This is a genomic window from Sphingopyxis sp. GW821-FHT12F08 (assembly GCF_058806755.1).
In genome coordinates, this window is the sequence record NZ_JBXAQA010000002.1 from 63,472 (window position 1) to 83,898 (window position 20,427).

At 68.4% G+C, this 20,427-nt stretch carries 21 protein-coding genes; 14 read left to right on the forward strand and 7 right to left on the reverse strand.

Annotated features, from left to right (window positions below):
• Nucleotides 1-12: 12 nt before the first annotated feature.
• Both AC1RNQ_RS05275 and guaB read right to left on the reverse strand, forming a co-directional pair.
• Nucleotides 13-1,203, reverse strand: coding sequence for an RsmB/NOP family class I SAM-dependent RNA methyltransferase (locus tag AC1RNQ_RS05275; RefSeq protein WP_493169496.1), 1,191 nt, complete (start codon nucleotides 1,201-1,203; stop codon nucleotides 13-15).
• 236 nt (nucleotides 1,204-1,439) lie between these two features.
• Entirely contained in the window at nucleotides 1,440-2,897 is a 1,458-nt protein-coding gene (gene guaB, locus AC1RNQ_RS05280; RefSeq protein ID WP_493169498.1) for an IMP dehydrogenase, read from the reverse strand.
• A gap of 229 nt (nucleotides 2,898-3,126) precedes the next feature.
• Between guaB and AC1RNQ_RS05285 the strand changes: the two genes are divergently transcribed.
• Entirely contained in the window at nucleotides 3,127-4,716 is a 1,590-nt protein-coding gene (locus tag AC1RNQ_RS05285) for an acyl-CoA dehydrogenase family protein (protein WP_493169500.1), read from the forward strand.
• Entirely contained in the window at nucleotides 4,716-5,963 is a 1,248-nt protein-coding gene (locus AC1RNQ_RS05290) for an MFS transporter (protein ID WP_493169502.1), read from the forward strand. The genes AC1RNQ_RS05285 and AC1RNQ_RS05290 overlap by 1 nt, the downstream gene beginning before the upstream one ends.
• An 87-nt stretch (nucleotides 5,964-6,050) precedes the next feature.
• Here the strand turns inward: AC1RNQ_RS05290 and AC1RNQ_RS05295 are convergent, their stop codons facing one another.
• The 5 genes from AC1RNQ_RS05295 to AC1RNQ_RS05315 form a co-directional block, all read right to left on the reverse strand.
• The gene (locus AC1RNQ_RS05295) at nucleotides 6,051-6,818 is read right to left on the reverse strand and encodes an SRPBCC family protein (RefSeq protein WP_493169504.1); all 768 of its coding nucleotides are present in this window, start codon (nucleotides 6,816-6,818) and stop codon (nucleotides 6,051-6,053) included.
• Nucleotides 6,819-6,831: 13 nt separating this feature from the next.
• A complete protein-coding gene (locus AC1RNQ_RS05300; protein WP_493169506.1) occupies nucleotides 6,832-7,431 on the reverse strand; it encodes an ArsR/SmtB family transcription factor in 600 nt (199 codons plus the stop codon).
• Between the two features lie 130 nt (nucleotides 7,432-7,561).
• Nucleotides 7,562-7,705 carry a hypothetical protein gene (locus AC1RNQ_RS05305; RefSeq protein WP_493169508.1) on the reverse strand — a complete coding sequence of 48 codons (144 nt, stop codon included), beginning with the start codon at nucleotides 7,703-7,705 and terminating at the stop codon, nucleotides 7,562-7,564.
• Between the two features lie 219 nt (nucleotides 7,706-7,924).
• Complete coding sequence (locus AC1RNQ_RS05310) at nucleotides 7,925-9,139, reverse strand: acyl-CoA dehydrogenase family protein (protein WP_493169509.1); 1,215 nt, start codon at nucleotides 9,137-9,139, stop codon at nucleotides 7,925-7,927.
• A 173-nt stretch (nucleotides 9,140-9,312) separates the two neighbouring features.
• Nucleotides 9,313-10,125: a flagellin N-terminal helical domain-containing protein gene (locus tag AC1RNQ_RS05315; RefSeq protein ID WP_493169511.1), complete on the reverse strand. Its 813-nt coding sequence runs from the start codon at nucleotides 10,123-10,125 to the stop codon at nucleotides 9,313-9,315.
• 242 nt (nucleotides 10,126-10,367) lie between these two features.
• Between AC1RNQ_RS05315 and fliE the strand changes: the two genes are divergently transcribed.
• From fliE to fliP, 12 genes are all read left to right on the forward strand, one after another.
• The gene (gene fliE, locus AC1RNQ_RS05320; RefSeq protein WP_493169513.1) at nucleotides 10,368-10,709 is read left to right on the forward strand and encodes a flagellar hook-basal body complex protein FliE; all 342 of its coding nucleotides are present in this window, start codon (nucleotides 10,368-10,370) and stop codon (nucleotides 10,707-10,709) included.
• Nucleotides 10,710-10,713: 4 nt separating this feature from the next.
• Nucleotides 10,714-12,369: a flagellar basal-body MS-ring/collar protein FliF gene (fliF, locus tag AC1RNQ_RS05325; RefSeq protein ID WP_493169515.1), complete on the forward strand. Its 1,656-nt coding sequence runs from the start codon at nucleotides 10,714-10,716 to the stop codon at nucleotides 12,367-12,369.
• Entirely contained in the window at nucleotides 12,362-13,396 is a 1,035-nt protein-coding gene (locus tag AC1RNQ_RS05330; protein ID WP_493169517.1) for a flagellar motor switch protein FliG, read from the forward strand. Before fliF ends, AC1RNQ_RS05330 begins: the two co-directional genes overlap by 8 nt.
• Complete coding sequence (locus tag AC1RNQ_RS05335) at nucleotides 13,389-13,991, forward strand: FliH/SctL family protein (protein ID WP_493169519.1); 603 nt, start codon at nucleotides 13,389-13,391, stop codon at nucleotides 13,989-13,991. The genes AC1RNQ_RS05330 and AC1RNQ_RS05335 overlap by 8 nt, the downstream gene beginning before the upstream one ends.
• Nucleotides 13,988-15,319 carry a FliI/YscN family ATPase gene (locus AC1RNQ_RS05340; RefSeq protein WP_493169521.1) on the forward strand — a complete coding sequence of 444 codons (1,332 nt, stop codon included), beginning with the start codon at nucleotides 13,988-13,990 and terminating at the stop codon, nucleotides 15,317-15,319. The genes AC1RNQ_RS05335 and AC1RNQ_RS05340 overlap by 4 nt, the downstream gene beginning before the upstream one ends.
• Nucleotides 15,316-15,756, forward strand: coding sequence for a hypothetical protein (locus AC1RNQ_RS05345; protein WP_493169522.1), 441 nt, complete (start codon nucleotides 15,316-15,318; stop codon nucleotides 15,754-15,756). The genes AC1RNQ_RS05340 and AC1RNQ_RS05345 overlap by 4 nt, the downstream gene beginning before the upstream one ends.
• Before the next feature lie 443 nt (nucleotides 15,757-16,199).
• Nucleotides 16,200-17,384, forward strand: a complete 1,185-nt coding sequence (locus AC1RNQ_RS05350; protein ID WP_493169524.1) for a flagellar hook-length control protein FliK — start codon at nucleotides 16,200-16,202, stop codon at nucleotides 17,382-17,384.
• Between the two features lie 26 nt (nucleotides 17,385-17,410).
• Nucleotides 17,411-18,022 (forward strand): flagellar basal body-associated FliL family protein, encoded by a 612-nt coding sequence (locus tag AC1RNQ_RS05355; protein ID WP_493169526.1) that lies wholly within the window; start codon nucleotides 17,411-17,413, stop codon nucleotides 18,020-18,022.
• Nucleotides 18,019-18,963 carry a FliM/FliN family flagellar motor switch protein gene (locus AC1RNQ_RS05360; protein WP_493169528.1) on the forward strand — a complete coding sequence of 315 codons (945 nt, stop codon included), beginning with the start codon at nucleotides 18,019-18,021 and terminating at the stop codon, nucleotides 18,961-18,963. The genes AC1RNQ_RS05355 and AC1RNQ_RS05360 overlap by 4 nt, the downstream gene beginning before the upstream one ends.
• The gene (gene fliN, locus AC1RNQ_RS05365; RefSeq protein WP_058808055.1) at nucleotides 18,956-19,288 is read left to right on the forward strand and encodes a flagellar motor switch protein FliN; all 333 of its coding nucleotides are present in this window, start codon (nucleotides 18,956-18,958) and stop codon (nucleotides 19,286-19,288) included. Before AC1RNQ_RS05360 ends, fliN begins: the two co-directional genes overlap by 8 nt.
• A complete protein-coding gene (locus AC1RNQ_RS05370) occupies nucleotides 19,288-19,572 on the forward strand; it encodes a flagellar biosynthetic protein FliO (protein ID WP_056349463.1) in 285 nt (94 codons plus the stop codon). Before fliN ends, AC1RNQ_RS05370 begins: the two co-directional genes overlap by 1 nt.
• Nucleotides 19,562-20,329: a flagellar type III secretion system pore protein FliP gene (gene fliP / locus AC1RNQ_RS05375; RefSeq protein ID WP_493169531.1), complete on the forward strand. Its 768-nt coding sequence runs from the start codon at nucleotides 19,562-19,564 to the stop codon at nucleotides 20,327-20,329. Before AC1RNQ_RS05370 ends, fliP begins: the two co-directional genes overlap by 11 nt.
• Nucleotides 20,330-20,427 lie beyond the last annotated feature (98 nt).

A 20,427-nucleotide genomic window follows, 5' to 3' on the forward strand; every position in this document is an offset into this window, starting at 1 on the left:
TCGCCGGCGAAGCTAACATGGTGAAGTCAATCGGGCGAGGAAAAATCCGTCGCAGCGGTCATGCCCCGGGGTAAGCAGAAAACCGCCGCCCGCGGCACGTCCGACGCCCGCGGGCAAGATGTCCGTATCGGCGGTCCAGCCGGGATGGCGGGTCAGAAATTCGTCCACCTGGGCGCGCCCCTCGCGTGCGATGATCGAGCAGACGGCATAGAGCAATTTGCCCCCGGGCGCCACCAGATCGGCGCCGAGATCGATCAGCTTCGCCTGGTCGGCGACATGGCGGTCGAGCCGCGCGGGGGTCAGCCGCCAGCGCAGTTCGGGACTGCGCCGCCAGGTGCCGCTGCCCGAACAGGGCGCGTCGACGATGACGCGGTCGGCCCTGCCCCTATGCTCGGCGAGCATCGCGGGTTCCTGCCCCGGGTTGAGCAGCAGGGTTTCGATGCGCGTCGCGCCCGCGCGGTTGGCACGCGGCGGCAGTTGCTGGAGCCGCGCGCGGTTGGTGTCGCAGGCGAGGATGGCGGCTTCGTCATTGGTCGCCGAGGCGATGGCGAGGGTCTTGCCGCCCGCGCCCGCGCACAGATCGACAATGGCCTGCCCAGCTTCGGCGCCGAGCGCGATGGCGGCATATTGGCTCGCGGCGTCCTGCACCTCGAACTGGCCCTCGGCATAGGACGGGTGCTGGACCGCGGCGGTCTCGCCGGGCAGCCGCCAGCCGTCGGCGAGGCCGTCGATCGCTTCGCCATCGGGGAAGATCGCCGCGAGTTCGTCACGGCTCGAGCGCAGCCGGTTGGCGCGCAGGTCGAGCGGGGCGCGGGCAAGCATCGCTTCGCCCTCGCCTTTGCCGACCAGCGGGTCGAACAGCTTGAGCAGCGCCTTCGACGCCAGTCCGGTTTCGGCGCGCGGCTCGTCGGCGGCGATGACGGCCGGCCCATAAGCCGCGCCATCGAACAGCGCCGCGAGATCGGGGTCGGCATCGGCGAGGACGAGCATCGCCGCGCGGCCCGATAAGGGCGCCGATCTGATGCTGCGGATCGCATCGTAAACATGGTTGCGGATCGCGCGGCGGTCCTTCGACCCCGCATAACGGCGCGCACGCATCGCTTCGGCAAAGATCGCGTCGGCGGGCGGCCCGCCGTCACGCGCTGCGACGGCGATGGCGTCGAGGATCTCGATCGCGGTCTGGACGCGGGCGGCGGGTGTCATGGGCTTCGGCCTTCCTCGGAGTCTGACGACATCAGGTTGGACCGTAGCCCTGAGCCTGTCGAAGGGCGCCTATCCGAGAAGCGCCCTTCGACAGGCTCAGGGCTACGGTTTTGTTTCGATTCTGTCGCCTGTAATCGGGTGTAGTTCGTCATTGCGAGCGGAGCCACGCAATCAGGCAGAGTGTGCGCCGCTCTGGATTGCTTCGCTACGCTGCTCGCAAGGACGAAACCAGGGACTCAACCCACCGGATAATTCGGCGCCTCGCGGGTGATCGCGACGTCGTGGACATGGCTTTCGCGCAGCCCCGCGTTGGTGATGCGCACGAATTTGGCGCGCTCGCGCAGGTCCTTGAGCGTCCGGCTGCCGGTATAGCCCATTGCCGCCTTCACCCCGCCGACGAGCTGGTGGATGACGTCCTTCGCCGGCCCCTTGAACGGCACCTGGCCCTCGATGCCTTCGGGGACCAGCTTCATCTGGTCCTTGATGTCCTGTTGGAAATAACGGTCGGCCGAGCCGCGCGCCATCGCGCCGACACTGCCCATGCCGCGGTAGCTCTTGTACGTGCGGCCCTGGAACAGGAAGGTTTCGCCCGGCGCCTCGGCCGTGCCCGCGAGCAGCGAGCCGACCATGACGCTCGACGCGCCCGCCGCGAGCGCCTTGGCGATGTCGCCCGAGGTGCGCAGGCCGCCGTCGGCGATCACGGGGACACCGAGCTTCGACGCCGCCTCGACGCTGTCGAGGATCGCGGTGAGCTGTGGCACGCCGACCCCCGCGACGACGCGCGTGGTGCAGATCGAGCCGGGGCCAATGCCGACCTTGACGCCGTCGGCTCCGGCGTCGATCAGCGCCTTGGTCGCGTCGCCCGTCGCGACATTGCCCGCGAGGACCTGCACCCGGTTCGACAATTTCTTGATCCGCGCGACGGTCTCACCGACGCCCTTGCTGTGGCCGTGCGCGGTGTCGACGACGATCAGGTCGCATTCCGCCTCGAGCAAGGCCTCGGCGCGTTCGATGCCGCTGTCGCCGGTGTTGGTCGCGGCGGCGACACGCAGGCGGCCGCCGGCATCCTTGGTCGCGTCGGGGAAATTGACCGCCTTTTCCATGTCCTTGACGGTGATCAGCCCGATGCAGCGATAATCGTTGTCGACGACGAGTAATTTCTCGATGCGGCGCTGGTGGAGCAATTTGCGCGCCTCGTCCTGCCCGACGCCGGGGCGGACGGTCGCGAGATTTTCGGCGGTCATCAGCTCGCGCACCGGCTGGCCCGGATTGGCGGCGAAGCGCACGTCGCGATGGGTCAGGATGCCGACGAGGCGGCCGCCGGTCTCCACCACCGGAATGCCCGAAATCTTGTGCTGGTCCATGAGCGCGGTCGCATAGGAGAGCGGCGCGTCGGGGGTGATGGTGATCGGATTGACGATCATCCCGCTTTCGAAGCGCTTGACCTGGCGCACCGCCGCCGCCTGTTCCTCGATCGTGAGATTGCGGTGGAGGACGCCGATGCCGCCAATCTGCGCCATCAGGATCGCCATGTCGGCCTCGGTCACCGTGTCCATCGCCGAGGAGAGGATCGGGATGTTGAGGCTGATCTCGCTGGTCAGCTGGGTCTGCAGATTGGCATCCGACGGCAGAATATCCGACGCGCCGGGCACCAGCAGCACGTCGTCGAAGGTCAGGCCGGTGATGATTTCCATGAAGGTGCCACTTTCTGCTCTTGGCGGCGCCTGGCTCCCGAAACGGGGCGGCACACGCGATTCGTTTGGTGGCGGCCCATGTAACCAGTCGGCGCCGCGCGCGCCAGTGGGCGGGGCGCGATTATTTCGCGGCGCCCGCACGGGGAATAATCGGCACATAGTATACTAACTGAGGGTTGCGGAGCGCCCGCGTTCGGTGCATCGCCGCCGCGACGAACGGGATGATCGAATGAGCGATTTGAGGCAGGCGCTGGCCGCCGCGCAAGATTATAGGACCGCGGCGCAGGCGGCGCTCGCGGCGCGGCTGGAAGCGGCGCCGATCGACGCCGAGCAGCGCGCGGCGCATGGCTTTGCGTGGGTGGCGACGACCGTCGCGGCGCTCGAAGCGACGCTCGGCTGGTATGAGGTCGGCGACAAACCGCGTATCGACGCGCTGGTGACCGAGCTCGCCTTTGCCGAGGGGATCGCGCAGCTCGTCGGCGGGCTGCCGATGGGGCAGAACGAGATATTCCGCCCCGCCGACCTGGGGCTGGCCTACGCCGCGGCCAAGCTGGCGGCGGACTGCGCCGCGTTGCTCGGCGCCGACCAAGCCCCGGCGCGCGCCGAGCTGACCGCGTTGCTCACGGGCGGCCAGTGGCCGAGCGAGACGCTGCGCGATGCCGATCTTGACGCGATCCGTGCGCAATATCGGCGCTTCACCGATGCCGAGATATTGCCGCACGCGCATGGCTGGCACTTGGCCAACGCGCTGATCCCCGACGCGACCGTCGTCGCGATGGCCGAACTCGGCACCTTCGGCGTGTGCATTCCCGAGGAATATGGCGGGCTCGGGCTCGGCAAGCTGGTGATGTGCCTCGTCACCGAGGAATTGTCGCGCGGCTGGATCGGCACCGGATCGCTCGGCACACGCTCCGAGATCGCGGGCGAGCTGATCGTGCTCGGCGGCACCGACGCGCAAAAGGCCGAATGGCTGCCCCGAATCGCGAGCGGCGAAATCCTGCCCACCGCGGTGTTCACCGAACCCGACGTCGGCTCCGACCTCGGCTCGCTGCAGACGCGCGCGCGGCGCGAGGGCGACTATTGGATGATCGACGGGGCGAAGAACTGGATCACCCACGCCGCGCGATCGGACCTGATGACCCTGCTCGCGCGCACCCTGCCCGAGGCCAAGGGCTATGCCGGGCTGTCGATGCTGCTCGTCCCCAAGCCGCGCGGCAGCGACGAGACCCCCTTCCCCGCCGAAGGCATGAGCGGGAGCGAGATCGAGGTGCTCGGTTATCGCGGGATGCGCGAATATGCGCTGCAGTTCGATGGCATGGCTGCCCCCGCCGACGCGCTGCTCGGCGGCGAGGAGGGGCAAGGCTTCAAGCAGCTGATGCGCACCTTCGAGGGCGCGCGCATCCAGACCGCCGCGCGCGCGGTCGGGGTCGCGCGGCGCGCGCTCGAACTGGGGCTCGACTATGCGATGACCCGCAAGCAGTTCGGCAAGGCAATCGTCCATTTCCCGCGGGTGTCGGACAAAATCGCGATGAGCTTGATCGATTTCGTCACCGCGCGCGAGCTGAGCTACGCCGCCGCGCGCGCCAAGGACGGCGGCAAGCGCTGCGACATCGAGGCAGGCATGGCGAAGCTGCTCGGCGCGCGCGCCGCCTGGTCGAACGCCGACGCCAGCCTGCAGATCCACGGCGGCAACGGCTATGCCATGGAATATGAGATCAGCCGCGTTTTGTGCGACGCGCGCATCCTCAACATCTTCGAGGGTGCGGCCGAGATCCAGGCGCAGGTGATCGCGCGCGGACTGGTCGGGGGGCGCAACTGATGGCGGACGGCAGCGAGCCGCGCCCCGCTCCGGTGTCGCCGCTCGCGCCCTTTCAATTCCCCGCCTTTCGCGCGATCTGGATCGCCAATCTCGCGTCGAACATGGGGTCGATGATCCAGTCGGTCGGCGCCGCCTGGCTGATGACCGAGCTGACCCAGTCGCACCTGCTGATCGCGCTGGTCAACGCCGGGGCGACGATCCCGATCCTGATGCTTGGTGTCTTCGCCGGCGCGATCGCTGACAATTACGACCGGCGGCGCGTGATGCTGTGGGCGCAGATCGGGATGCTGGTCGCCTCCGCCGCGCTGGCAGCGACGACTTGGTACGGTGCGATCGGGCCGCTGTCGCTGCTCTTCTTCACGCTCGCGGTCGGCTGCGGCACCGCGGTCAATTCGCCGGCGTGGCAGGCATCGGTGCGCCAGCAGGTCGGGCATGCGCATGTGCCGCAGGCGATCGCGCTCAACAGCATCGCCTTCAATCTCGCGCGCAGCGTCGGGCCGGCGCTTGGCGGATTGCTCATCTCGCTCACCGGCCCGGCGCCCGCCTTCGCGCTCAACACGTTGAGCTATCTGGTGCTGATCGTCGTGCTGCTGCGCTGGAAGCCCGAAACCGAGCCGCCGAAGCGCAGCCCGATGCTCGCCGCCATCGCGACGGGCCTGCGCTTCTGCGCGCAGTCGGACCCGGTGCGCCGCGTGCTGATGCGCGGCTTTTCCTTCGGGTTCGGCGCCGCGGCCTTTCAGGCGCTGCTGCCTTCGCTCGTCCGCGATCAGCTGAGGGGCGGCGAACTCGACTACGGGCTCTGCCTCGGCGCGTTCGGGCTCGGCTCGATCGTCTGCGCCCTGTGGGTCGGCGCGGCGCGGCGGCGCTGGGGCAGCGAGAGTGTCGTCAGCGTCGCGACGCTGGCCTTTGCGGCGGCGCTGGTCCCGGTCGCGCTGACCGGTCAGGTCGCCGCGGTGCTCGCCGCCGCCTTCATCGCCGGCATGGCGTGGGTCGGCACATTGACCTCGCTCAACGTCGCGATGCAGCTCCGCTCGCCCGACGCGATCCTCGGGCGCTGCCTGTCGATCTATCAGGCGGTGACCTTCGGCGCGCTGGCGCTTGGCGCATGGATTTTCGGGATGATCGCCGACCTGTGGACGCTGCCCGCCGCCGTGCTGGCCGGCGGCGGCTGGCTGGCGCTGTCTGTGCCGATCCTCCACGCCGTGGCGCCGATGCCTGGCCGCGACGAAGGGCGGATTGCCCCCTGACCCATTACCGTAGCCCCTGAGCCTGTCGAAGGGCGCCTCACCGAGAAGCGCCCTTCGACAGGCTCAGGGCTACGGTTTTGCTACGCCCTAGCTGCACGCCTCCGCGCTCGGCGGCGGGGCGTCGTAATGCGCGTTCCACCAACCCCGCCAGCGCGCGTCGAGTTCGGCGAAGGCCGTCTCGGACAGGCCATAGGTCGTCAGGATCACCATGCCGCGCCCGTGCGGCGCCGTGTCCTTCACCGACTTGTCGGTGACGATCAGCAGGCCGTTCCCCCACCCCGGCACGGTGAGCCCGAGCTGCCACGGCGTGCGGTGCCACGCCTGCCCCTCGACCACTTCGCCGGTCGGCAGGTCGGCGACAAAGGCGGCGCCGTCGGGCACGTCGCGCAGCCCGGCGAGGCCCAGTGCCGCGATCGGCCCCGAACCGCCTTCTTTCGCATGACCCTCGAGATAGAGCGTCCGGCGCGGCGCGATGTCATGCTGCTCGATCGCGAGGCGGAGCTGCTGGACGAAGCTGATCCAGCCCTCGACCATATCCTCGTAAATGCCCTCCCAGCTCGATCCCGCGGGCGAGGCGCGCACGACACGGAGGATACAGCTCTTCGCACCCGTCGGCTCGACCTCGAACCGGTCGGGCACGCCTTCGAACCAGAGGATTCCGGCGTCCTCGTCGGGGCGGGTATATTTGAAGAAGATATAGTCGACCTCTTCTTCGAGGCTCGGCGCGTCCCAGCCGAACCATTGCAGCAGCTTGTCGCGGTCGCGCAGCGCATCCCACACTTCGGCGGCGGGCGCGGCGATCGTCATTTCGACCAGGATGCGGTCGACGATCGGCTGGTCGGCGGGTTCGGTCATCTTGGGCTCTCCCTCAATTGATCGCTGTTTTCGTGCGGGTGCCGGCGGCGGGGTGCCCGGCAACGGTGACGCGGTAGCTGCGCCCCTCCCCCGCGGGCGCGAAATCGGCGGCGATGGCGGCGAGCGCATCGGACAGGCGCGCGGTAAAGGCCTCGATGTCGGACGGACGTGCGAAGGCGACGTCGGCCTCGACGGTGAAAGTGAGGAGGCGGCTGCCCTCGCCCGCCGCCGCCGCGCGCATCCGCGACACGTCGCGCACGATCCCCGCGGCGGTGCGCACCAGATGCTCGGCGGCAAAGCGGTCCTGCTTGTCCACCGCGTCGGGACCCGGCGGCGCGAGGATCATCGGGTCGATCAGCAGCGCGTCGCTGCGCGCCTCGAACAAAGTCTCGGTAAAGCCGCGGCGCCGCCGCGTCTCGACCGCGGCGATCAGCCCCGCCTTTTCGAGCAGCCGCAGATGATAGCCGATCTTCTGCCGCGGCATGTCGAGCGCCTCGGCGAGCCCCGCGGCCGACGCCGGGGTGCGGAGATGCGCGAGCAACTCGCGTCGCAACGGCGACAGCGCGACGCGGGCGGTGACGGCATCGTCGAGCAGGGCAAGCGACTCGCTCATGGGGATTGGGTATAATGGACAAATTATTTTGTCAATTTTGCGACAAAGGTTCAGCCGGCCATCGCCGCATGCCTGGGCGTCTGCTTTGGGGTGGGAAGCTGCCGTTGCCCTGTCCAAAGTTCAGGAAAGTTCAGCCCTGTGCGCCCCGCAACAGGACCTCGGCAACCGCTTCTGTCGACCGAGTGAAAGAGCCGGAATCGACGCTTGCATAGCCGGATAATGTAGGAAAGCCTTTTTTGAAGACGGCGGCAGCTTTGGGGTGGATTTCAGACATCAAACCCCTCCTCTTCAGAGGAGGGGCAGAGAGACTTGGTCCGGCGCAGCCGGGCCTTTAGTCGAACGGGGTGGTGGCCGCAGGCTTACGCCACGCCCGAGAGCACCACCCCGCTGCGACTAACGGACAAGTTCGTAAGTCTCGCTGCCCCTCCTCTGAAGAGGAGGCGCTGGGGAACGGCAGCAACCACCCAAAACCGGCCCTGCCTTCCCCGGCAGATTATCCCGCGTTGGCGTTCTTCCAGTCGCGCTTGATCTTTTTGGCGAGGCTCCATTTGTGGACCTCGGTCGGGCCGTCGTAGATACGGAAGGCGCGCACCTCGCGGAACACCTGCTCGACGATCGTCTTGTCGGTGACCCCGGTGCCGCCCATCACCTGGACGCAGCGATCGGCGATGCGCATCAGCGCCTCCGACACCGCGACCTTCGCCATCGAGCTTTCGGCGGTGCCGAGGTCGCCGGTGTCGAGCACTTCGGCGCACCAGCGGATCATCAGCTCGGCCTGTTTGAGGTCGATCAGGTTCTCCGCAAGCATGAAGCCGACGCCCTCATGGTCGATCAGCGGCTTGCCGAAGGCCGTGCGGCGGTTGGCGTAGTCGGTCGCGATCTCGTGCGCGCGCTGGCAGGCGCCGTGCCAGCGCATGCAGTGCGAGAGGCGCGCGGGGCTGAGGCGGATCTGCGCATATTTGAACCCCTCGCCCGCCTCGCCGAGCATCTGGTCGGCTGGGACGCGCAGGTTGTCGATGATCACCGTCGCATGGCCGCCGGGCATCGAGCTGTCGATCGTGTTCGGCACATGCTCGATGCGGATCGCGGGGTCGGGCAGATCGACGAGGAACATGCACGCGCCGCCGCCCGCGGCGACATCCTCGGCCTTGGCCATCACGATCCCGACCTTGGCGCCGTCGGCGCCGGTGATGAAGCATTTGCGGCCGCTCACCACCCAGTGGTTGCCGTCCATCCGGCAGGTCGTCTTCATCATCGAGGGGTCGGACCCGGCACCGCCCTCTTCGGCGGGCTCGGTCATGAAGAAGGCCGAGCGCGCATGGCCCTGGACCAGCTGGTCGAGGAAGCGCGCCTTGAGTTCGGGGCTGCCGACCTTGCCGAGCAGGTACATATTGCCCTCGTCGGGCGCCGCGGTGTTGCACGCGAGCGGGCCGAGCGGCGACAGGCCGGTCTTTTGCAGCACATAAGCCGTCTCGACCTGCGTCAGATGGTCGCCGTCCGCCAGGATATGCGGGGTCAGCACCCCCGCGGCGCGCGCCTTCGCCTTGAGTTCGTCGACCAGCTCGTCGGTCGGCGCGCCATGATGGTCGCGCCGCGGGTCGCTCTCATAGGGGGCGACGACGGTGCGGACGAAGGTTTCGACGCGGGTGCCGATGGCAAGGGCGCGCTCCGAAACGGTTGCGGCGGCGGCGGTCTGCTGATGGCTCATCTCGGGCTCCCCTGTCTGTCGGGGGACCCGTTGGATCATTTGCGCCGCAGGGGCAAGCGCTTCGCCGCCCATTGACGGAAAACAGTGAACGCCCCGGCCGTGGGGGGCCGGGGCGCTCGATCAGGCTACTTAAGGGACCAACCAAATATAGCCTGAGTCTCGGGTACTCTTACTTAGCGCAGCAGGTTCATCACGCCCTGCTGGCTCTGGTTCGCCTGAGCGAGCATCGCGGTCGATGCCTGGGCCAGGATACCGGCAGCGGCGAGCTTCGTCGATTCCGCCGAGAAGTCGGTGTCTTCGATGCGCGACTTAGCCGCCGACAGATTCGTGACGGTCGACGTCAAATTGTCGACGGTCGATTCGAGGCGGTTCTGCTGCGCACCGAGGTTGGCGCGCTGCGTGGCGACCGTCTGGATCGCCGTGTCGAGCAGACCCAGCGCGGTGCCCGCGCCGCCGGCCGTCGACAGGTCGACCGCGCCGACCGCGAGACCGGTGGCGGTCAGGTTGCCGATCGCGATGTTGACGGTTTCGCCGCTGGCGGTGCCCGTCTGGATGTCGATGCTGGCCGAACCGCCGAGCAGCGCCGTACCGTTGAAGGTCGTGCGGGTGGCGATGTCGCCGATCTGCGCGAGCAGGGCGGTGACTTCGGTCTGGATCGCACCGCGGTCGGTGGTGCTGTTGGTGCCGTTGGCCGACTGAACAGCCAGTTCGCGCATGCGAACGAGGATGTTCGAGATGCCGCCCATCGCGCCTTCGGCGGTCTGCGCCAGCGAGATGCCGTCGTTGGCGTTGCGAACCGCCTGGTTCAGACCGCGAACATTGGCGTCCATGCGGGTCGCGATGGCGAGGCCGGCAGCGTCGTCCTTGGCGCTGTTGATGCGCTTGCCGCTCGACAGGCGTTCCATCGCCTGCGACTGCGCACGTTCGGCAACACGCGAGTTATTCTGGGCGCGGAGCGCGCTCACATTGGTGTTGATAACAGTCATAAGTTCCCTTTCCGGCCCCCCAAGGGCCATTCCCATGGTGTGCGGCTCGGCGAGCTTCACGATTGCAGTAACGGCGGGCGGTGGCGGGGCTTAAGCGCGGCACGTCAAAAAAACGCCGGACAGGGTTAATCCCACAGCGCGCTCATAATTATATCCATGTTTTTCAAAGATAAAAACTTTTGGCACGCGCTTTGCATTACTCTTTGCGTGCGGCGCGATGCCGCGGTGAGGACGGATGATTTATGAGCACGATTGACCAGAGCCGGCTGCTGCAGATGCGCAGCTCGATCCTCAATCAGAACGAAGCGCTGCAACGTGCCGCGGGGCGCGGCGGTGCGGGCGGCGTCGACAGCGCCGCCGGCACCCCCGATTTCGGGTCGGCAATCTCGGCCGCGCTGCAGCAGGTCAACGCCCAGCAGTCGAAGGCGAGCGAGATCACCGAAGCCTATGAGCGCGGCGACACGCACGACATCGTCAGCGTGATGATCGAGCGCCAGAAGGCCTCGCTCGGCTTCGAGACCACGCTGCAGGTGCGCAACAAGCTGCTCTCCGCCTACCGCGACATCATGAACATGCCGGTCTGACCCGATGGCCGATACCCAGATCCTGAGCCCCGTCGACGACGGCAGCGACCGCCGCCTCCCCGTCCCCGCGATGGGCGGCCGCTTCGCGCCGATCCAGCAGGCGCTGCGCCAGCCCGCGTTCCAGCGTGCTTTGCCCGCGATCGCCACCACCGCGGCGATCGGTATCGCCGCGCTCGCTTATTTCGCAACCGCCGCGGCGCCGCAGACGCAGCTCTTCGCCGGACTTGCCGATGCCGACAAGGCCGCGGTCGCCGACGCGCTCACCGCGCAGGACATCAATCATACGATCGACCCGGCCACCGGCGCGCTGACCGTCGACGCCGACAAGCTGCACGCCGCGCGCATCGCCCTCGCCGGGCAGGGCCTGCCCAAGGCGTCGGCCGACGGCAGCGAGATGATCGGCGCGCTCCCGATGGGCGCCAGCCGCGCGATCGAGGGCGAAACGCTGCGCGGGGCGCGTGAGGCCGACCTCGCGCGCACGATCGAGGCGATCGACGCGGTCAAGGGCGCACGCGTCCATATCGCCGCCGCCGAACCCAGCCTGTTCGTGCGCGAGGACAAGCCCGCCACCGCCTCGGTCATGCTGACGCTCCAGAACGGCCGCACGCTCAGCGACGGCCAGGTGCAGGCGATCCGCTTCCTCGTCGCCTCGTCGGTGCCGGGGATGAACGCCGACCAGGTGTCGGTGATCGACCAGCGCGGCGCTTTGCTGTCGGACTCGGCGACGTCGGGCGACATGCAGGCCTTCCAGCTGCAGACCCAGATCGAGGACCGCTTCCGCCGCGCGCTCGACAGCATGCTCGGCCCGATGCTCGGCGCCGGCAATTATACCGTCGAGGTCCACGCCGACGTCGACATGTCCGAAAGCCAGGCGACGCGCGAGAGCTTTCCCGAGAACGACCGCGCGCTCACCAGCGAGATGGTCACCCGCTCGGTCAGCGGCCAGGGCGAAGCGCCCGCGGTCGGCGTCCCCGGCGCGCTGTCGAACCAGCCGCCGCCGGCCTCGGCGCTGAACCAGACCCCGGGCGGCACCGCCCCCGGCGCCGCCGCGCCGACGACGCAGAGCAACGAAAATGCCCAGCGCGCCTATGAAGTCGGCCGCGAGATTTCGGTGACGCATCGCCCGCAAGGCCAGCTGCGCCGCGTTTCGGTCGCGGTCGCGCTCAACCAGGGCTCGAAGGCGCTGACCCGCGCCGACATCACCAAGATAGACGGCCTGGTGAAGGGCGCGGTCGGTTTCGACGCCGCGCGCGGCGACCAGGTCGCGATCAGCCAGCGCCCCTTCGCCAAGGTCGAGGACGCGTCGCCCGCCTTCTACGAACAGGGCTGGTTCCTGCCGCTGGTCAAGCAGATCGGCGCGGTGCTGGTCGCGATCCTCGCCTTCTTCTTCATCGGCCGCCCGCTGATCAAGGCCACAAAAGCACGGGCAGCCGCGCGCGCCGAACGCGACGCCGCGCTCGAGGAATCGCTGATGGCGGCCGCCGAGGGCGGCAACCCCGCCCTGCCCCGTCCGCGCAGCCGCGAAATCACCCTCGAGATGATCGAGGCGGCGCCGAGCTACGAAGACCGCGCCAACCTGGTCCGCGCCTTCGTCCGCCAGGATTCGGCGCGCGCCGCGATCGTCGTGCGCCAGCTGATGCAGGAGGGCGCCCGTGGCTGATCTCGACACCGACCTCGGCACCCCGCCCGCCAAGGCGCCGGTCGAGGGATCGGCGGCCGCCGCGATCCTGCTGATGCTGCTCGACGAAAGCGAAGCCGCGACGATCCTGAAGCATCTCGATCCTGCCGAAGTGCGCCAGCTGGCCAAGGGCATGTTCGACGCCGCCAATGCGACCGAAGTCCAGATCGAGCAGGCGCTCGACCGCTTCGTCACGCGCAGCCGCTCGGTCAGCGCGTTCAGCGTCGGCGCCGACACGCGCATCCGCACCGTGATCAACCAGGCGGTGGGCAATGTCCGCGCCGACAATATCCTGGCCGCCGTCGCGCCGCAGTCGAGCGCCGCATCGCTCGAAATGTTGCGCTGGATGGACGTCGACGCCATCAGCGGCCTGCTCGCCAGCGAGCATCCGCAGGTCGGCGCGCTGATCCTGTCGGTGCTGGTCCCCGACATCGCGGCGCGCGCGATCGAGACGCTCGACGAAGTGCTGCAGGCCGATCTGGTGCTGCGCGCGGCGCAGCTGTCGTCGGTCCCCGCCGCGGCGATCGAGGATCTGGAATCGGTGCTCGCCGCCGCCAATATCGGCGGTCAGCGCGTCGCCAAACAGCCGATCGGCGGCCCCAGCGACGTCGCCAAGATCATGAAGAAAATGTCGAAGTCGGCCAGCGAGCGCGCGATCCGCAACCTCAAGAAATCCGACCGCCAGCTCGCGCAGACGATCGAGGAAGAGATGTTCATCTTCGAGAATCTCCGCGACCTCGACATGAAGAGCCTCGGCATGATCCTGCGCGGCGTCGACGCGGCGCAGCTCGCGGTCGCGCTCAAGGGCGCCGGCGACGAGATGGTCGACCTCTGCCTCTCGACGATGTCGCAGCGCGCATCGGAAACGATCCGCGACGAAATGGCCGAGATGTCGATGGTCAAGCGCACCGACGTCGACGACGCGCAGAAGGCGATCATGACGATCGTCCGCCAGATGGCCGCCTCGGGCGAGATCATGATCGCGGGCGCGGGCGACGACTATGTCTGATCCCGGCTTCGCCCCCACCCCGCTCGCGATGGCGATGGCGCGGCAGGGCGGCTTCCGCCCGATGTCCTTCGACCCCGCCGTGCGCGAGCAGGAGGCCCAGCTTGCCGCTGCACAGGCATCGGTCGAGATCGAGCCCGGCGAAGACCCGTTCGAAAAGGGTCTCACCGAGGGCCAGCGCCTCGCCGAAGCCGGGTTCGTGGTCGAGCGCGGCCAGTTGCTCGCGCTCGTCGCGGGCGCCGAGGCGCTGCAGGACGAACCGAGCGAGGAACTCGCGCAGCTGATCGCCGAGACCGTCGAGCGGCTGGTGCGCCAGATCGTCGCCGACGCCCCGATCGACGCCGTCTGGCTCAAAGACCAGGCCGAAACCGCCGCTGCGCTGGTGTCGGAGGCCGACAAGGCGCGCACCCTGTGGGTCCACCCGCAGGACGCCGCGCTGCTGATCGACAGCGACATCCGCCTGCCGATCGAAGCCGACGCGGCGATGATGCGCGGCACCGTCCGCGTCGAAACCTCGGCCGGCTGGATCGAGCACGGCCGTGCGGTCTATTTGAACGAATTACGCGCCGCATTGGGCCGCGAGGAAGACGCCGCATGACGCGCCGCCTCGCCCTTTCGGCGCAGCAGCTGCTCGCCCCCGTCGACATCGCCAAGGCGAGCCCGCGCCGCATCGGCACGCTCGTCGCGCACGAGGGGATCATGCTCGAAGTCTCGGGTTTCCCGCAGCCTTTGGGCAGCAACGTCCGCATCAAGTCGGCCGACAACGACTATGTCTATGGCGAGGTCGTCGGCTTTCGCGGCCACCGCAGCCTCGTCCTGCCCTTCGACATGAACAAGCCGCTGGTCACCGGCGCGCCGGTCGAACCGCATGGCGCCAGCTCGATGGTCCCCGTCGGCAAGACTTTGCTCGGCCGGATCATGGATGCGCAGGGCAACCCGCTCGACGGCCGCCCGCCGATCAAGTCGCAATTCCTGTGGCCGCTCGCCGGGCGCAAGGCCAATCCGCTGCGCCGCGGCCGCGTCACCCGCCCGCTCGACATGGGCGTGCGCGCGATCAACGGCCTGCTCACCGTCGGCGAAGGCCAGCGCGTCGCGATCATCGCGGGCTCGGGCGTCGGCAAGTCGGTGCTGATGGGCCAGATGATCGCGGGCACCGACTGCGACGTGATCGTCGTCGGCCTGATCGGCGAGCGCAGCCGCGAAGTCAGCGACTTCGTCGAGACCAAGCTGCCCCCCGAAGTCCGCAAGAAATCGGTCGTCGTCGCGGTCCCCGCCGACCACCCGCCTTTGCTCCGCCTCCGCGCCGCGATGCGCGCGACCGCGATTGCCGAGGCGTTCCGCGACGAGGGCAAGAAGGTCCTGCTCCTCATCGACAGCCTGACCCGCGTCGCACATGCGCAGCGCGAGATCGGGCTGACCTTGGGCGAACCGCCGACGATGAAGGGCTATCCACCCTCGGTCTTCGCGCTGATCCCCTCGCTGTGCGAACGCGCGGGCATCGACAAGGCGACCGGCGGCTCGGTCACCGCGCTCTACACCGTGCTCGCCGACGGCGGCGACATCGACGACCCGGTCGTCGACTCTGCCCGCGCGATCGTCGACGGCCATATCATCCTGTCGCGCGCGATGGCCGAGCAAGGCGTCTATCCGGCGATCGACGTCGCCCGCTCGCTGTCGCGCACGATGGTCGACTCGGTCGATGCCGAGCATGCCGCCGCCGCCGCGCGCTTTCGCCAGCTCTGGTCCGCCTATGAAGAGAATCGCGACCTGATGCTGATGGGCGCCTACGTCGCCGGCGGCGATCCGGTGCTCGACACCGCGATCGCATGCCGCGCCGAACAGCTCGCTTTCGTGTCGCAGGGCGCCAAGGCCCGGGTCGATTTCACCACCTCCCGCCAAGCTCTAGTTGAAGGATATAGTGCATGACCTCTCGCACCGCGCGCCGCAAACGGATCATCCGCGTGCGCAGCGTCGAACATCAGATGGCGGAGGCCAATCTCGCGCGCGCAACCAGCGAGCTCGCGAACCTCGTCGAGCTCGGCAAGCGGCTCGAGGTGCTGCGCTCCGACCTCGCGATGGCGAAGGGCGCGGTCGCCGGGCGCGCGCTCAACACGATCGGCGAGCTCGGCATGCGGCTCGACATGGCGAAGGAAAATCTCGTCGCGCCGACGGCGGGCGCCAGCGCGCGCCGCGACCAGATGGGGGCGCTCGCGCAAAGCGCGATGGTCAAGGAAGAATCGGCGGTGCGCCTCTACGAGCGCAGCCGCAAGAGCGCCGAGCAGGAAATGGAACGCCGCGCCGACGCCAACCGCCCGTTTCGCGGCGGCATGCGCCTGCGCCTGATCGACGGCGGCATCGCATGATGCCTGCCCTGCCGCAGACCTCGACGGCGCCAACGCCCTCGCTGCTCGCGATACTGATGCCCGCGCAGCCGGGCGAGGCAGGCGAAGCGGGCACGTTCGACCAGCTCGTCGCCGCGCAGACGAAAGCCGCCGTTCCGACGGCGCCGATCGCCGACGCCATGCGCCTGCCTGCACCGGTTGTGGTGGCGGCGATTGCCAGCGTGCAAGCGGCCCCCACTGCGGCACCCGTCGCCGACCAGATGCAGGCCGTCCAAGCCTCATCCACCAAATCCGTTTCGTCACCTATCCCCGTTCGTGCTGAGCTTGTCGAAGCACCGTCCTTCTCCTCGACGCCGCAAGACGAAAATACGGCCCCCTTCGACTGCCTTGCAGGCGCCCAGGGTGGAACGAGGCACGTGACTCGTTCCACGCTTCGACAAGCTCAGGGCGAACGGCTGTTGGATATGCGACGCTTCATAAACGAGGCGATGCCGACCACGCCTGAAGCTGGCACGGATGCTGAACCCAAGGCGGTCGAACTGCCCGACGCGCACATCTCCGGTCCCGCACCCGAAGCAAAGGCCGAGGCGGCATCGCCCGACAAGGCCATCGTCTCCGCGAACGAACTGCTCGCGACGCTGGCGCAGTTCACGGTCCCGACAGGCAAGCCCGCCGCCGCCAAGCCGACGGTCGCTGTATCCGCGACCGAAAGCGAAGCAACAAGCGAAGGCGAACCCCGGGTCGCCGCCGAAGCCGCGCCCGCCGTCGCCTGGCTGACCCCAGCCGCCGCGCCCGCGGAGACGCACCCCGTCGGCAAGCCCGCCGCCGAAACCGCGCCGGCCGTAAAGTCGCGCCGCGAAGACGCACCCGCGCTGTCGGCCGCTGCACCCAGGGCCCGCAACAACGCCCCCGCCCCTCCCGCGCTCGCCGCGCTCGCTCCAGCCGCCGCGCCCACAGAAGCGCGCCCTGCTGCCAAACCCACCGCCTATGCTGCACCGGCCGCCAAGCCGCGCCGCGACGATGCGCCCGCGCTGCCGACCGCCGCGCCGAAAGTCCGCGACAATGCGGCAACGCCGGCCCTGCCGGTCCTCGCCGCGCTCGAGCCGCTGGCGGCCAAGCCCGCCGCCGAGCCGTCGATGACCGTGCTCTTCGCCCAGCCCATCGCCGCAGCAACGACCGCCATCGGCGCCCCCGCCCCCGTCGCAACGATCGCCGAACGTACGCTTGACCTCAGCAGCGACGACGCCTGGATCGAACAGCTCGCCGCCGATATCGCCGCGACCAAGTCGGCGTCGGGCGACATCAGCTTTCGCCTGATGCCGCGCCACCTCGGCCGCCTCGACGTGTCGATGATGGCGGGCGACGAGGGCGTGTCGGTCAAGCTCGACACCCAGCACGAGGCCACCGCGGCGATCGTCACCGCGGCGCAGACGCGCCTCGCCGACGACCTGCGCCAACAGGGCGTGCGCGTCGCCGACACGCAGGTGACCTGCACCCCGAACGAGACCGGCCGCCAGTCGCAGCAGGGCCAGGGTCGCAGCGGCGCGCAGGATGCGAGCCACCTGATCGAAACCGCCGATGACCGCGCCGAAGCGCGCACCGAAACCCGTGACGAGCGGAGCGGCGAACGCCGCGGCCGCTTCGCCTGACCAATCGCCTTAACAGGAGCCGACCGATGACCAAGGACAAGACCGAAGCCGCCGCGCCGAAGAAGGGCGGCAAGATGAAGAAGCTGCTGATGATCAGCGTCGGCGCCGCGGCGCTGATCGGCGCCGGCGCCGGGGCGGGCATGTATTTCGGCGTCGGCATGGCCAAGACGGCGCCCAAGCCCGAGGATTTCTATCCCAAGCTCGTCGTGCGCAGCGAGAGCGAGGAAGAGCCCGCCGCCGAGGGCAAGAAGGAAGAAGCCCCGCCCAAGGTCGGCACGGTGTCGGTTCCCAACGACAAGTTCAAGGTCGACCCGCGCAAATACGAGATCACCTATTATCCGATCGAGCAGAGCTTCACCACGAACCTCGCCGACGGGTCGGGTTTCCTGCAGGTCGGGATCAGCCTGTCGACCTATTATGACGGCAAGGTCATCGCGAACATCCGCCGCCAGGACGTGCCGATCCGATCGGCGGTGCTGATGGTGCTCGCCGAGCAGGATCCCGCGCTGATCTCGACCTCGCACGGCAAGCAGCAGCTCCAGCGCCAGCTGACCGGGGCGATCAACGGCGTGCTGCGCGACAAGGAAGGCTTCGGCGGCATCGACAATGTCTATTTCACGAACATGGTGATCCAGTGAGCGCCAAGACCAACCCTTTCAAGGCGCCGAAAGCGCCCGCAGCCAAGGCACCGCCCGCCGCCAGGCCGGCCGACGACGCGAATGCGTCGCTGCTGCTGCGCAAGGCCGAGGACGGCTATGCCTTTCCGCTGCTCGACGGCGTCGCGAACCAGTTCGCGCGGAGCCTGCGCGACCTGATCCGCGCGCTCGGTGCGCCGACGGTGCAGGTCGAGCGCGAAGCCGCCGAACGTGTGCGCTTCGCCGACTGGTGCGCCGCCGCCGCGCCCGCGATCTTCTGGCGCTACCACGCGCCGCCGCTCAAGGGCCCGGTGCTGCTCGCCGGCGCGCGCCCGCTGATCCTCCAGCTCGTCGACATCTTCTATGGCGGCAAGGGCCAGCTCGCGAGCGAGCGCGAAGATCTGACCGACGCCGAAGACCGCTTCGCCGCGCGGCTCGGCCGCGACATCGGCCTGCAGCTCGCCGCCGCCTGGGGCGACAGGATGGCGCCCGAACTCGACTGCGTCACCACCGACGGCGCCAAGCTCGCCGCGGTGCGCGCCGACGACGAACTGCTCGTCCAGCGCTTCACTTTGCGCGGCGGCGTGCTCGACGGCCGGACGATCGCCTGCGCCTATCCGGTCGCGGCGCTGCGCGGCATCGCCGACGTCGAATCGGGTCCCGATCTCCGCGACGAGGCGCCCGCCGACGCCGAATGGACCGCGACGCTCAACAGCGCGCTGAAGACGGTTCGCCTGCCCGTGCGCTCGGTCCTGGCGCGTCCCGAAATTTCTTTGGTCAAACTGCTCGGTTTGGAGGTCGGTGATATCATTCCGTTAACCATTCCACGCAATGTTCCGGTAACCGTCGCCGGTCGGCATTTCGCCGCCGGAAGCATCGGCGAAGCGAATGGAAATGCGGCCATAATGATCGAGCATATCGAAAGAGGATCCGGTGATGAGTGATCTCAGCGAAGCCCCCGCGCGCGGCGAACGCCGCGGCGCCAAGGACATGGCGGCGGCGCCCAATTTCGACTTGCTCGCGGGCGTGTCGCTGCGCGTGTCGGTCGAGGTCGGATCGACCTCGATGACCCTCGCCGAACTGCTCGCCATGTCGGAAGGCAGCGTCGTCGAACTCGACCGCGCCGCGAACGAGCTGCTCGACATCTATGCCAATGGCACGCTGATCGCGCGCGGCGAGATCGTCAACGTCGACGGCCGCTACGGCATCCAGGTCGCCGAAGTCGTCGCCCCCGACCGCGGCCTCGCCGGGTTCGACCGGAGGGCCTGATGTTCGAATATATATTGCGCCTCCTCATCCTGCTGCCGCTCGTCGGCGGCATGGCGTGGGGCAGCCTGTGGCTGTGGAAAAAGGTCCAGATGGGCACGCTCCAGCTGCCCGGACAGGGCGCGAAGCGGACGCGCGCGATCGAGATGATCGACGTGCTGCCGCTCGGCCCCGGCACCAAGCTGACCGTCGTTGAGTTCGCCGGGCAGCGCATCCTGCTCTCGGTCTCGCGCGGCGCGGTCACCCGCCTCGCCGACAACAGCCAGGGCGACTTCCATGTCGACTAGGAAAAACTGGCTGCGCGCCGCGGTGATCGCCGGCGGCGTGGCGCTGCTGGTCGCGGCGCCCGCGGCCTATGCGCAGGAGGCCAATGGCCTCAGCCGCGCGGTGAACGAACTGGGCGGCGATGGCCGCCCGCTGTCGTTGTCGCTCCAGATCCTCGTCCTGATGAGCCTGCTGACGGTGCTGCCGTCGCTGCTGCTGATGATGACCAGCTTCACGCGCATCATCATTGTGCTGTCGATCCTGCGCCACGCGCTCGGGCTGCAACAGACCCCACCGAACCAGGTGCTTGTGGGTCTCAGCCTCTTCCTGTCGCTGTTCGTGATGGCGCCGGTGATCACCGAGGTGAACCGCGTCGCGATCGAACCCTATGGCCAGGAACAAATCGATATCGGCGTCGCGGTGTCGCGGTCGGGCGATGCGTTGCACGGCTTCATGCTGACCCAGACGCGCAAGTCCGATCTGATGATGTTCGCGAAAATTGCGAAAGCGCCGAGCTATGCGAGCCCGAAGGACGTCCCCTTCTCGATCCTGCTCCCCGCCTTCGTCACCAGCGAACTCAAGACCGCCTTCCAGATCGGTTTCCTGATCTTCCTGCCCTTCCTGATCATCGACCTGATCGTCGCATCGGCGCTGATGTCGCTCGGTATGATGATGCTGTCGCCGACGATCATCTCCATGCCTTTCAAGCTGTTGCTCTTCGTCCTCGTCGACGGGTGGGCGCTGACGATGGGCTCGCTCGCCGCATCGTTCGGGACCTAGCAGGGGTCTACCAACATGGGATTGATCCACCTTGATTGCGCTGTGCAGCCCGCTGACAAGGAGCGGGGCGCAGCGCGGGCCGGTAGCCCGTGCAAGAC